Source organism: Corynebacterium sp. HMSC08F01, from assembly GCF_001807545.1.
Classification (GTDB): Bacteria; Actinomycetota; Actinomycetes; order Mycobacteriales; family Mycobacteriaceae; genus Corynebacterium; species Corynebacterium coyleae.
In genome coordinates this window covers 171,775-183,510 of record NZ_KV789284.1, presented here as the reverse complement: position 1 = coordinate 183,510, position 11,736 = coordinate 171,775, and the positions used below count along the sequence as shown (strand labels likewise).

At 59.8% G+C, this 11,736-nt stretch carries 18 protein-coding genes; 15 read left to right on the top strand and 3 right to left on the bottom strand.

Features of this window, described 5'->3' with window-relative positions; genetic code table 11:
* Positions 1–42 precede the first annotated feature (42 nt).
* The gene (locus tag HMPREF3171_RS02185; RefSeq protein ID WP_070422867.1) at positions 43–834 is read right to left on the bottom strand and encodes a formate/nitrite transporter family protein; all 792 of its coding nucleotides are present in this window, start codon (positions 832–834) and stop codon (positions 43–45) included.
* 197 nt (positions 835–1,031) lie between these two features.
* On the opposite strand from HMPREF3171_RS02185, the gene HMPREF3171_RS02180 reads away from it, so the two are divergent.
* From HMPREF3171_RS02180 to HMPREF3171_RS02155, 6 genes are all read left to right on the top strand, one after another.
* Positions 1,032–1,259 carry a hypothetical protein gene (locus HMPREF3171_RS02180; RefSeq protein WP_070482515.1) on the top strand — a complete coding sequence of 76 codons (228 nt, stop codon included), beginning with the start codon at positions 1,032–1,034 and terminating at the stop codon, positions 1,257–1,259.
* Between the two features lie 39 nt (positions 1,260–1,298).
* A complete protein-coding gene (locus HMPREF3171_RS02175; RefSeq protein WP_070482513.1) occupies positions 1,299–1,553 on the top strand; it encodes a hypothetical protein in 255 nt (84 codons plus the stop codon).
* A 326-nt stretch (positions 1,554–1,879) separates the two neighbouring features.
* Positions 1,880–2,248, top strand: a complete 369-nt coding sequence (gene rplN / locus HMPREF3171_RS02170; RefSeq protein WP_070422727.1) for a 50S ribosomal protein L14 — start codon at positions 1,880–1,882, stop codon at positions 2,246–2,248.
* Between the two features lie 2 nt (positions 2,249–2,250).
* Positions 2,251–2,565, top strand: a complete 315-nt coding sequence (gene rplX, locus HMPREF3171_RS02165) for a 50S ribosomal protein L24 (protein WP_070422728.1) — start codon at positions 2,251–2,253, stop codon at positions 2,563–2,565.
* Positions 2,565–3,152 carry a 50S ribosomal protein L5 gene (rplE, locus tag HMPREF3171_RS02160; protein ID WP_070422729.1) on the top strand — a complete coding sequence of 196 codons (588 nt, stop codon included), beginning with the start codon at positions 2,565–2,567 and terminating at the stop codon, positions 3,150–3,152. The genes rplX and rplE overlap by 1 nt, the downstream gene beginning before the upstream one ends.
* Positions 3,153–3,320: 168 nt before the next feature.
* On the top strand, positions 3,321–4,844 hold the full coding sequence (locus HMPREF3171_RS02155) for an L-lactate MFS transporter (protein ID WP_070482511.1): 1,524 nt from the start codon (positions 3,321–3,323) through the stop codon (positions 4,842–4,844).
* On the opposite strand, the gene HMPREF3171_RS12390 is transcribed toward HMPREF3171_RS02155, so the two are convergent.
* Entirely contained in the window at positions 4,841–5,236 is a 396-nt protein-coding gene (locus HMPREF3171_RS12390) for a formate dehydrogenase accessory sulfurtransferase FdhD (RefSeq protein ID WP_168161863.1), read from the bottom strand. The genes HMPREF3171_RS02155 and HMPREF3171_RS12390 overlap by 4 nt on opposite strands.
* Positions 5,221–5,598 carry a formate dehydrogenase accessory sulfurtransferase FdhD gene (locus HMPREF3171_RS12385; protein ID WP_083291914.1) on the bottom strand — a complete coding sequence of 126 codons (378 nt, stop codon included), beginning with the start codon at positions 5,596–5,598 and terminating at the stop codon, positions 5,221–5,223. The genes HMPREF3171_RS12390 and HMPREF3171_RS12385 overlap by 16 nt, the downstream gene beginning before the upstream one ends.
* A 192-nt stretch (positions 5,599–5,790) precedes the next feature.
* Between HMPREF3171_RS12385 and HMPREF3171_RS02145 the strand changes: the two genes are divergently transcribed.
* From HMPREF3171_RS02145 to HMPREF3171_RS02105, 9 genes are all read left to right on the top strand, one after another.
* A complete protein-coding gene (locus tag HMPREF3171_RS02145) occupies positions 5,791–6,507 on the top strand; it encodes a DUF2786 domain-containing protein (RefSeq protein ID WP_101732443.1) in 717 nt (238 codons plus the stop codon).
* Between the two features lie 324 nt (positions 6,508–6,831).
* Positions 6,832–7,230, top strand: a complete 399-nt coding sequence (rpsH, locus tag HMPREF3171_RS02140; protein ID WP_070482507.1) for a 30S ribosomal protein S8 — start codon at positions 6,832–6,834, stop codon at positions 7,228–7,230.
* Positions 7,231–7,248: 18 nt separating this feature from the next.
* Positions 7,249–7,785, top strand: coding sequence for a 50S ribosomal protein L6 (rplF, locus tag HMPREF3171_RS02135; RefSeq protein WP_070482505.1), 537 nt, complete (start codon positions 7,249–7,251; stop codon positions 7,783–7,785).
* A gap of 2 nt (positions 7,786–7,787) precedes the next feature.
* Positions 7,788–8,192 carry a 50S ribosomal protein L18 gene (gene rplR / locus HMPREF3171_RS02130; protein ID WP_070422735.1) on the top strand — a complete coding sequence of 135 codons (405 nt, stop codon included), beginning with the start codon at positions 7,788–7,790 and terminating at the stop codon, positions 8,190–8,192.
* Positions 8,193–8,232: 40 nt separating this feature from the next.
* The gene (gene rpsE / locus HMPREF3171_RS02125) at positions 8,233–8,865 is read left to right on the top strand and encodes a 30S ribosomal protein S5 (protein ID WP_070422736.1); all 633 of its coding nucleotides are present in this window, start codon (positions 8,233–8,235) and stop codon (positions 8,863–8,865) included.
* A 5-nt stretch (positions 8,866–8,870) separates the two neighbouring features.
* Positions 8,871–9,056 (top strand): 50S ribosomal protein L30, encoded by a 186-nt coding sequence (gene rpmD, locus HMPREF3171_RS02120; protein ID WP_034997282.1) that lies wholly within the window; start codon positions 8,871–8,873, stop codon positions 9,054–9,056.
* 7 nt (positions 9,057–9,063) lie between these two features.
* Positions 9,064–9,540, top strand: coding sequence for a 50S ribosomal protein L15 (gene rplO / locus HMPREF3171_RS02115; protein WP_070482503.1), 477 nt, complete (start codon positions 9,064–9,066; stop codon positions 9,538–9,540).
* Positions 9,541–9,786: 246 nt separating this feature from the next.
* On the top strand, positions 9,787–11,115 hold the full coding sequence (gene secY / locus HMPREF3171_RS02110; RefSeq protein WP_070482501.1) for a preprotein translocase subunit SecY: 1,329 nt from the start codon (positions 9,787–9,789) through the stop codon (positions 11,113–11,115).
* Entirely contained in the window at positions 11,115–11,660 is a 546-nt protein-coding gene (locus HMPREF3171_RS02105; protein ID WP_070422739.1) for an adenylate kinase, read from the top strand. Before secY ends, HMPREF3171_RS02105 begins: the two co-directional genes overlap by 1 nt.
* The last annotated feature ends 76 nt before the right edge of the window (positions 11,661–11,736 follow it).

Genomic DNA, 11,736 nt, shown 5'->3' with positions numbered 1-11,736 from the left:
TTGGCAGAGACACCCAGGGTGAGGGGAGTTAGTCCTTGTTGGTTAGTCCTTGTAACCGGTCTTGGTCAGGTTCAGCCATCCGTAGAGGCCGCCCATGATGAACCCGCCGCCGACGAAGTTGCCCAGCCAGACGACCACCCAGTTGCGGATGACGTTCCAGTTGGTGAAGCCTTCGATGGTTTCAGGGCCGAGCGTAAACCCGCCCAGGCTGGTGAGGATGAAGTTCGCGATGGAGTGCTCGTAGCTCATGGTGGCAAACGACGGGATGATCAGGATGACCCCCCACAGCTTCGCGCTGAAGTCCTTGCCGGCCTGGGTGGCCAGCATGAAGGCGATGTTGACCACGACGTTTGCCAGGATCGCTTCAACGAACAGGGTGGAACTGGATTTTTGCAGCTTGGCGACGAGCAAATCGTGGAGGAATCCGTCCACCTCGACCATCTGGCCCATGGTGGTCCGGGAAATCAGCCATGAAATCGCCACTGCACCAATGAGGTTGAACACGGTGACAAAGAAGACGAGGAGGAACCCGCGGGTGATGGTGTTGAGCCTATGGATGGCGCCATAGGTCATGAACATCATGTCACCTGTGGCGAGTTCGCCTTGCAAGACGATGATGATGTACAGCGTTGACGCGAAGATGGCGCCGAAGGCGTATTTGCCCCAGCCGGGGGCGTAGCCGTCGAGTAGTTGTGCCGTGGATGCGGCGAATGCCGTCATGATGCCCAGGTACACGCCCGCGAGTACGGAACGCGTGGCAAATCGGGCAGGTTCTGTCGAGAACAGATCGACCTTATTCTTGATTGCCTCGGGGGCGGCTTCGTAGAAACTCACGCCCTCCAATGTACAAGAGGTGCTACCTTAAACGGAAATGTGGTAATACCTATTCGGCGATTGGAAAGCTTTGGAAAATCGTGAAAGAAAATGAGAATTCTGCCAAAAACTGTAAAACGTCACGGTAATGTTCGGTGGGCAAGGTCGTTCAAGCTGCGGCCGATGCCTACCGTTCATTAAGAAAATTGGAGACTCACATGAAGCTTCGTCGTCTTGTTGCTGCGGCGGCCGTCGCAACCACCGTTGCTGTTGCTGCTCCGGCTGCTACCGCTCAGCCTGCTCCGGAACCGCTGAACCGTGTTCTGTACGAGATTTACAAGGTCGGTGGCTGGGAAGCCCAGAACATCATTCTGCTGCCGGCAGCGCTTTCTTCGCTGAACGTTGTCATCTCGATCATTCAGTCCATCGTCACTGCTGCTAAGTAAGCCGCGACACGTACACACCTCTCCTGAAAGGAAACGAACATGAAGTTCCGTCGTCTCGCCGCTGTTGCTCTTGCGGCATCTGTTGCAATCGGTGCTGGTGCTCCTGTCGCTGAGGCTGCTACCTACCCGGAGCCGCTCAACCAGGTCATCAATGAGATGCGCGCTCTCGGTGGCCCGCTGGCCCCGAACCTGCTGCTGGTTCCAGCTGCCCTGTCCTCCGTGGGCTGGATCATCACCATCCTGTCGCTCACTGGTGTGCTCGGCCTCGGCGCTGTTGCTGCCAGCGTCGCTTAACATTGCGCTAACGCTGCGGCACACTCATCGTCTCACCCCTAAGTTTCGGGGTGGGGCGATTTTTGTATCTTCAGGCGACACGATTTAGCGGCAATTTGGGCGATCGGCGCTGCTCATGGTTAAATACTCCAGTTGTCTACTGCTGGTCGGGCGTGACACGCGTTTCCGAGTGAAGCGTCCGAGACCCTTCGACCAGACTGCGCTCTCCTCGTGTGCGAGGGACGAGCGCGCGAGGTTCGTCGATAAGCAATAGGCCGCAAGAACATTGACCACGTGCGTTCAGGACGGAAATCTGGCGCACATTGACCCAGGTCAGGAGACCAACTGTGATTCAGAAAGAATCGCGTCTGAAGGTCGCCGACAACACGGGTGCACGCGAACTGCTGTGCATCCGTGTCCTCGGCGGTTCCGTTCGACGCTTCGCCGGCATCGGCGACACGATCGTCGCCACCGTGAAGGAAGCTGCCCCGGGCGGCAACGTCAAGGAAGGCGAGGTCGTTAAGGCTGTCATCGTCCGCGCGAAAAAGGAGACCCGTCGTCCGGACGGCTCCTACATCTCGTTCGACGAGAACGCTGCTGTCGTCATCAAGAACGACACCGAGCCGCGCGGTACCCGCATCTTCGGCCCGGTTGCTCGTGAGCTCCGCGACAAGCGCTTCATGAAGATTGTGTCTCTCGCACCGGAGGTGATCTAAGTATGAAGATCAAGAAGGGCGATATGGTGCAGGTTATCGCCGGCAAGGACAAGGGTGCTCAGGGTCGCGTCATTGAGGCGTACCCGCAGCGCGACAAGGTCCTCGTCGAGGGTGTTAACCGCATCAAGAAGCACGTCGCAAACTCCTACAACGAGCGCGGCGCCGAGTCCGGCGGCATCGTCAGCCAGGAAGCTCCGATCCACGTGTCCAACGTGATGATCCTGGACTCCGACGGCAAGCCGACCCGCGTGGGCTACCGCTTCGACGAGAACGGCAAGAAGGTCCGCGTGGCTAAGTCGAACGGGAAGGACATCTAATGGCTGAGAACATTCAGAACTACACCCCGCGCCTGAAGTCCCGCTACCAGGACGAGATCCGCACCAAGCTGAACGAGCAGTTCAACTACGACAACGTCATGCAGATCCCGGGCCTGACCAAGATTGTTGTGAACATGGGTGTGGGCGACGCTGCCCGCGACTCCAAGGTGATCAACGGCGCACTCGAGGACCTCACCGCGATCACCGGCCAGAAGCCGCAGCTGCGTCGCGCGAAGAAGTCCATCGCTAACTTCAAGCTCCGTGAGGGCATGCCGATCGGCGCAAAGGTCACCCTGCGCGGCGACCGTATGTGGGAGTTCCTCGACCGTATGCTGACGGTTGCTCTCCCGCGTATTCGCGACTTCCGTGGCCTGAACGACAAGCAGTTCGACGGCAACGGTAACTACACCTTCGGCCTGTCCGAGCAGACCATGTTCTACGAAATCGACATCGACAAGATCGATCGCGTTCGCGGCATGGACATCACGCTCGTGACCACCGCTGGTAGCGACGACGAGGGTCGCGCACTGCTGACGCACCTCGGCTTCCCGTTCGCTGACAAGGACGGCAAGATGAAGCGCGCATAAGCGTTCACTTGACGACGACACCCCTGCACCCGGTTTTTATACCGCGGTCGCAGGGGTTTTGTCGTATTGGAAAAGCATGAAAGAAAGCTTGCGTGAAGCTGGCTATGGGTGGTTATGATGTCCGCTGTATTAAATACATTGTTTGGCATCCATAATAGGGGAACCCCCATGAGTTACTTCTCCCGAAGCGCAATTATCGCGCCTAAGGAATTCAATCGCTGGCTAATTGTCCCTGCGGCACTCGCCATCCACCTCTCTATCGGCCAGGTCTACGGGTTCTCCGTGTTCAAGAAGCCAATGATGGAGCACTTCGGTGTCGGCGAAGTTGCTGTGGGCTGGATCTTCTCGTTGGCAATCGGCATGCTCGGCATCTCGTCCGCGCTGTTCGGTTCCTGGGTCGAGCGAGTCGGCCCACGCGCGTCCATGGCAGTTTCCGGCGTGCTGTGGGTGACAGGCTTCCTCGTTGCCACCCTGGGTGTCACCACCGGAAACTTGTGGCTGGTGTACTTCGGCTACGGCTTTATCGGCGGCATCGGTTTGGGCATCGGATACATCTCGCCGGTGTCCACGCTGATGAAGTGGTTCCCGGATCGCCCCGGTCTGGCTACGGGCCTTGCGATCATGGGCTTTGGCGGCGGCGCACTGATTGCCTCGCCGGCGTCGAACCGCCTCATGGAGTTCTACGGCGGCGGTGCGGACATCGCCAACCGCGCCGCGGGCATCCAGCCCACCTTTGTCACCCTTGGCGTTGTGTACCTCGTCGTCATCGCTATGGGCGCATACTGCATCCGCATGCCGCACCCGGATTGGACCCCGTCGGGCGAAGCGAAGCAGGGGCGCAAACCTTCCAAGGTTGCCATCGTCGGTGCAAATGTTAGCGCCAACAACGCGATTCGAACCCCGCAGTTCTGGTGCCTGTGGGTGATCCTGTTCTGCAACATCACCGCGGGTATCGGCGTGCTGGAGAATGCGGCACCGATGATTCAGGACTACTTCCCGGCACTGACCGCGGCGGCCGCCGCAGGCTTTGTTGGCTTGCTGTCGCTGGCGAACATGGCTGGCCGTTTCGTCTGGTCGTCGGTTTCTGACGTCATTGGCCGCAAGAACATCTACATGGTGTACCTGGGTATCGGGTTGGCTTTCTACTTCATCTTCGCCAGGTTCGGCCACGCCAACATCGCGCTGTTTGTGATCTGCGCGCTGGTGTTGCTGTCCTTCTACGGGGGTGGCTTTGCCAGTATCCCGGCCTACCTGCGCGACCTATTCGGTGTTTACCAGGTCGGCGCTATTCACGGCCGTCTGCTTACCGCATGGTCGGCTGCAGGTGTAGCTGGCCCGCTGATCATCAACATGGTCGTGGAGCGCCAGGCAGCCAACGGCGGCGAAGGCCCGGACCTTTACCGCCTGTCGCTGTACGTCATGTGCTGCCTGCTTGCTGTTGGCCTGATCGCCAACATCCTTGTACGCCCGGTGGCGTCGAAGTGGTTCGAAGACCAAGACACCGTTCAGGCGAAGATCGAGGCAGATCGCGCCTCCGCGCTTGAAGGTGCTGGTGCCGGTCAGGCGCGTGGGGCTTCCGCGGGCCAGGCCCACAAGATTGTCGCGATCATTCTGGCGGCAATCATCGCTGGACTGCTTATCTACGGTCTGTGGGCCACTGCCGCGAAGGCTGCTGGCATGTTCATTGGCTAAGCGCCCGAGTACACGCTGAAGCGCTCGTCGGTAATTGCGCCGACGAGCGCTGTATTTGTTTCGCGGGCCAATTCCACCGCCATCGACGTGACGTCGCGTGTGGTGGCGACAATGCTGAAGCCGGCCGCTGCTGCAGCACGCATCATTTCAAACGTCACGCGCGTATCCACTGCGAGGGTGAGGTTGTGGGCGGGCAGGGTGTCGTCGAGAAGCAAGCGCCCAGCGATCTTCTGTACCGCGTTGACGGCGTCGATATCTTGACGCGCGGTCTCGCCAGCGAGCGCGGTGGGCAGGTCGCGACGACGCGCCTGGTTGAGACGTTCTGGCAAGGCGAAGATCGCATCCTGATCAATAGGGGCGAACTCGCTGCGCACGTTCAGGCGGACCGCCAACTCCCGTACGCGCTGCTCGGCGGAAATACCACAGGACTGGGATGGGATTGGGTCGATGAACTGCGGTGCAGCAGGGTAGGAAGCTCGATATCGAGCAGGTTGTAGGTGTTTTCGCCGCCGATGGCACCTTCGCAATAGCGGGCGGTAATGACGTCTTTAGGGGTGGTAATGAGGCCCTGCGTCAGGAGCACACCGTGGGCGAGTTCGATGTCGTGGCCCGGGGTGCGAAACAACTGAGCGACCTCTCGGCCACCGGCGCGCACCTCGAGTGGTTCTTCCACTTCCACTTGGCCCGCGCGCGTGTCGCGGGTGCCGCTAGCGGAAATCTTTGTGACGGCGAAACTGCGCTTGGTCCTGCTCATTGCAACGATGCTAGCGCTTAGGGTGCAAGCGGGACGGAGGGGTGTCGTCGCAGCGCTACAACCTGCGCAAAGAGAAGTTATCCACAGGGCGGAAATTGCAAATTCCACAAGCTGAAACGGACATGTCGTGCGAGTTCGTTATAACTACAGGCACACATCCAAACAGCAATGGGGAAGGGGTGGGTGCGTCAGATGCGTACCGAAGAAAAGATCAAACAACGAGTACAAAAACTACTCAATCAAGCCAACGACAGGGAAGGGACACCGGAGGGTGACGCGTTCTATGCCCGAGCATTCGAGCTGATGGCACAGTACGGCTACGACGAGCGCGATCTTGCAAGTCCCGATGCTGGCGACAACGTAGGCCACCGCGCCTACACGTTCCGCGGCGCCTACACCGATATGCAGGCAACGCTGCTGCACTCCATCGCGAGGTCGTTGCACTGTACGGGGTTTACGCAGCGGGTGTATAACTCCACGCGCGTCAAGGACGCAGACCTTTTTGGCCTACAGCGGCACCTCGACCGGGTGGACATGCTCTACGCGCTGCTGTTGCCGGTGATGCTTGCAGAATCACAAAAGATCCGCGCCACAAACTTCGGTGAATCGGTGGTCGTGATGCGTCGGTCGTTTATGCAGGGGTTCGCGACAAGCATCGGCAAACGTCTGATGAAAGCAGAAGAGGGCGCAGCACGTGTGGATAGCGAATATGCGCTTGTGCTTGTCGACGACGCCGCAAAGGCCGAGCAAGCCCGCTCCAAATTTGCCGAAGAGCAGGGCTTTGTGCTCTCCGCGCACCAAACCAACCGCTCGTTCGACCCAGGTGCGTACCTCAGCGGACACGCCGCGGGAGAGAATTCAGACCTCGGCCAAACACGGGTGAAGTCCAGGGCGGCGCTGCCGTTCTGATGCATTCGGTGTCGGGAGATGCTGACGGGGGCTAGGTGTCGTCGTTAAGCAATTTGGTTCTGAGCGAACAAGCAGGTAACTTGGTCGATCGGACTTGTGCGCCGAGATTTCGGCGTGCCAAGCCGAGAGAAACATTTGAACATCCAACTTTGTTGCAGGCCCCTCGCCAAGATGCGGACCGCGTGCAAGGGAGGCGGCGAGCGGCCCACGCTACTGAGTGTGGGCAGCGTTGAGTAGCCCCCGATAGACCATGCGGAAAACGCGACCTTGAAAAGGGTCAGGTGGGTTTAGGGAACCGCAACGAGAAAGGAAACGGTCACCACAATGACCATGACAGATCCGATTGCGGACATGCTGTCGCGCGTGCGCAACGCAACAACTGCGCAGCACGACACCGTGTCTATGCCGTCCTCCAAGCTCAAGGCAGCTATTGCTGAGATCTTGAAGCAGGAAGGCTACATCGAAGATTACAAAGTTGAGGACGAGAAGGTTGGCAAATCGCTGACGCTCAACCTCAAGTACGGCCCGACCCGCGAGTCTTCCATCGCTGGTCTGCGCCGCGTGTCCAAGCCGGGCCTGCGCGTGTACGCCAAGTCCAACGACCTGCCTCAGGTGCTCGGTGGCCTGGGCGTGGCAATCATCTCCACGTCCCACGGCCTGCTGACCGACCGCCAGGCTCAAGAGAAGGGTGTAGGCGGGGAAGTCCTCGCTTACGTCTGGTAAGGGGAGGTTGAAAAGACTATGTCGCGTGTAGGTAATGCACCCATCGCAATCCCGAACAACGTCGAGGTGAAGATCGACGGCCAGCGTGTTGAGGTCAAGGGCCCGAAGGCCACCATGGACCTCGAGATGCCGGAGCCGATCACCGCTTCCGTCGAAGACGACGAAGTCGTGGTGTCCCGTCCGGACGATCACCGTGACAGCCGTTCGCTGCACGGCCTGACCCGCTCGCTGATCAACAACCTGATCATCGGCGTGACTGAGGGCTACAAGATCAACATGGAGATCTTCGGCGTCGGTTACCGCGTGCAGCAGAAGGGCAAGGACCTTGAGTTCTCCCTCGGCTACTCGCACCCGATCCTGATTGAGGCGCCGGAAGGCGTCACGTTCTCCGTCGATGGCAACACCAAGTTCGCCATCGAAGGCACTGACAAGCAGCAGGTTGGCCAGATTGCGGCAAACATCCGCCGTCTGCGTAAGGATGACCCGTACAAGGGTAAGGGCATCCGCTACGCCGGCGAGCAGGTCCGCCGCAAGGTCGGAAAGACGGGTAAGTAATCATGAGCAATACTGCAGAGAACACCAAGCGCACCCCGGTGGGCAAGGACATCTCGTCCCGCCGCCGCGAGGCCCGCGCACGTCGCCACTACCGCATCCGCAAGACCCTGCGTGGCACCCCGGAGACCCCGCGTCTCGTTGTGCACCGCTCGTCTCGCCACATCCACGTCCAGGTCATCGACGACCTCGCAGGCCACACCCTGGTTTCTGCGTCGTCCATCGAGGCAGACGTGCGCAACCTGGAGGGCGACAAGAAGGAGAAGGCCGCAAAGGTTGGCCAGCTCGTCGCTGAGCGTGCCAAGGCAGCAGGCATCGAGCAGATCGTCTTCGACCGTGGTGGCTACAAGTACCACGGCCGCGTTGCGGCCCTGGCTGAAGCTGCTCGTGAAGGTGGTCTGAAGTTCTAATGATCACGGCAAACATCACCATCAACGGAAGGATCGCGTAATGGCCGAACGTGAACGGCGTGACGGCGGGCGCTCCGCCGACAACCAGAACAACAACGACCGCGGTAACCGCGGCGGCCGTGGCCGTCGCGACGACCGTCGCAACCAGAACGACGAGCGCGATAAGTACATCGAGCGCGTCATCACCATCAACCGTGTTGCCAAGACCGTTAAGGGTGGCCGCAACATGTCCTTCACCGCTCTCGTCGTCGTCGGCGACGGTGAAGGCATGGTCGGCGTTGGCTACGGCAAGGCGAAGGAAGTTCCTGCCGCAATTCAGAAGGGTGCAGAAGAGGCTCGCAAGAACTTCTTCCGCGTCCCGATGATCGGTGGCACCATTCCTCACCCGGTTCAGGCTGAAGAAGCCGCCGGTATCGTCATGCTCCGCCCGGCTGCTCCGGGTACCGGTGTGATCGCCGGTGGTGCAGTCCGCCCGGTGCTCGAGGCCGCTGGTGTCCAGGATATCCTGGCTAAGTCCCTCGGTTCCGACAACGCCCTCAACGTGGTTCAGGCCACCGTTGCCGGCCTGAAGCAGCTCGTGCGTCCGGAAGAGGTCGCAGCGAAGCGCGGTAAGGCTGTCGAGGACGTTGCCCCGGCACGTATGCTGCGCGCTCGCGCAGGACAGGAGGCCTAAGAACAATGGCACTGAAGATTACGTTGCACCACGGCAAGATCGGTGAGAAGCCGGTGACCCGCAAGAACCTCGAGGCTCTCGGTCTGCGCAAGATCGGTCAGTCCGTGGTGAAGAAGGACAACGCTGCTACCCGCGGCCAGATCCTCAAGGTGCGTCACCTCGTCACCGTCGAAGAAGTTGCAGGGGAGTAGATAAAACATGGCTGACATCATCAAGCTCCATGATCTGCGCCCGGCAGAGGGCGCCAACAAGGCCAAGACCCGCGTTGGTCGCGGTGAGGCCTCCAAGGGCAAGACCGCTGGCCGCGGTACCAAGGGCGCCAAGGCTCGTAAGCAGGTTTCCGCTGCTTTCGAGGGTGGCCAGATGCCGCTGCACATGCGTCTGCCGAAGCTCAAGGGCTTCAAGAACCCGAACCGCGTCGAGTACCAGGTGGTCAACGTCGCGGACCTCGCGGAAGCATTCCCGCAGGGTGGCGACATTGCAGTTGCCGACATCGTCGCTAAGGGCCTCGTTCGCCCGAAGCAGCCGGTGAAGGTGCTGGCAGAGGGCGACATCAACGTCGCACTCAACGTCACCGCAAACAAGTTCTCCAAGTCCGCTGAGGAGAAGCTCAAGGCTGCTGGCGGCTCCGCCACCGTCGTCGAGTTCTCCAAGCGCGCTCCGAAGGACGCGTAAAGAGCCGAAAGCGTAACGCTTTCCGGGCTTGAGATAACCCCCATACTGGACAATCACTGTCCGGTGTGGGGGTTTTCGCTGTGCTGTAGCGGTAAAGTCGACCGTGAGTATCAACTTTTTAAGCACAGCTGCTAGGGTAGTGGGGTCAAACACGGCGACGGCCCGTTTTGTGTGCCTTCATGCACGAGTCGGCGCTGCACTATCCACTACCTTCCGCCGCGGTTCAGGTGGAAGCCAGGAGGCTATGTGTCCGCAATTGCTCAGGCGTTTAAGGATCCTGACCTTCGCAAGAAGATCTTGATCACCCTTGCGCTGATGATTCTGTACCGCGTAGGTGCCCAGATCCCGTCCCCGGGCGTTGATTACGCGTTGATCAACCAGCGACTCGAAGAGGTTGCCCAGGGTGACCGTGCCACGATGTTCTCCATCATTGGCCTGTTCTCCGGTGGTGCACTGCTGCAGTTGTCGATCTTCGCGATCGGCATCATGCCGTACATTACGGCGTCGATTATCGTGCAGCTGCTCACTGTCGTGATCCCGAAGTTCGAGGAGCTGAAGAAGGAAGGCCAGTCCGGCCAGGCGAAGATGACGCAGTACACGCGCTACCTTACGGTCGCGCTGGCGTTGCTGCAGTCCGCAGGTATCGTCGCGCTGGCAGACCGCGAGCAGCTGCTCGGCCAGGGAATGCCGGTGCTGGTGGAAGACCGCAATGTCTGGACCTTGATCATGATGATCCTTGTGATGACCTCCGGTGCGGTGCTCATCATGTGGCTCGGCGAGATCATCACTGAAAAGGGCGTGGGCAACGGTATGTCCCTGCTCATCTTCGCGGGTATCGCAACCCAGATCCCGTCCGAGGGTGCGTTCATCCTCCAGAACTCCGGTGCCTTGACGCTGATCCTCGTCATCCTCGCGCTTATTGCGCTGGTCGTCGGCATCGTGTTCATCGAGCAGGGCCAGCGTCGTATCCCGGTGCAGTACGCCAAGCGCATGGTGGGCCGTCGCCAGTACGGTGGTTCTTCCACCTACTTGCCGCTGAAGGTCAACCAGGCTGGCGTTATCCCGGTCATCTTCGCCTCGTCGCTGATGTACGTGCCGGTTCTGATCACACAGATCGTGACCATGAATAACCCGACTCCGCCGGACAACTGGTGGATGAACCACGTGATGGCATGGCTGCAGAACCCGGGTTCGTGGCAGTACATCCTCACCTACGTCGTGATGATCATCTTCTTCTCCTACTTCTATGTGTCGATCCAGTATGACCCGGTCGATCAGGCAGAGAACATGAAGAAGTACGGTGGCTTTATCCCGGGTATCCGTCCGGGCCGTCCGACTGCTGAATACCTCGCGTTCGTCATGAACCGCCTGCTGTTCGTCGGCGCGATTTACCTCGCGCTGATCGCAGTGCTGCCGAACCTGGCAATGGACGCCGGTATCACCGGCTCCGGCCGGATGGGTATGAGCGCGTTTGGCGGTACAGCCATCCTGATTATGGTTTCCGTGGCCCTGACCACGGTTAAGCAAATTGAATCCCAGCTTCTGCAATCCAACTACGAAGGACTTCTGCGATAATGCGTCTCGTTCTCCTTGGCCCTCCCGGTGCCGGCAAGGGCACCCAAGCCGCTATCCTTTCCGAAAAGCTCGGTGTTCCGCACATCTCCACCGGTGATCTGTTCCGCGCCAACATTGGCGAGGGCACCCCGCTCGGTGTTGAGGCAAAGAGCTACATCGACGCCGGCAAGCTTGTGCCGACCGATGTCACCGCACGCATGGTTGAGGATCGCCTGAACCAGGACGACGCGAAGGACGGCTTCCTGCTGGACGGCTTCCCGCGCACGGTGGAGCAGGCTGAGATCCTGACCGACCTACTGGCGAAGAAGGGCGAGAAGCTCGACGGCGTGCTCAACTTCGTTGTTGATGAGGACGTTGTCGTGGAGCGCATGCTCGCCCGTGGTCGTGCAGACGACAACGAGGAGACCATCCGCACCCGTCTCGCCGTGTACCGCGATGAGACCGCACCGCTGATCGATCACTACGGTGAGGAGATCATTTCTATCGACGCTGTGGGCGACGTCGACGAGATCAACCAGCGCGCCATGGCTCAGCTGGGCAAGTAGCCCGAATACGCTCACGGCCGGTGTTCGCACCGGCCTTTCGCTTTTGCTTATCGACGACCACCACAAAGGAGCACCC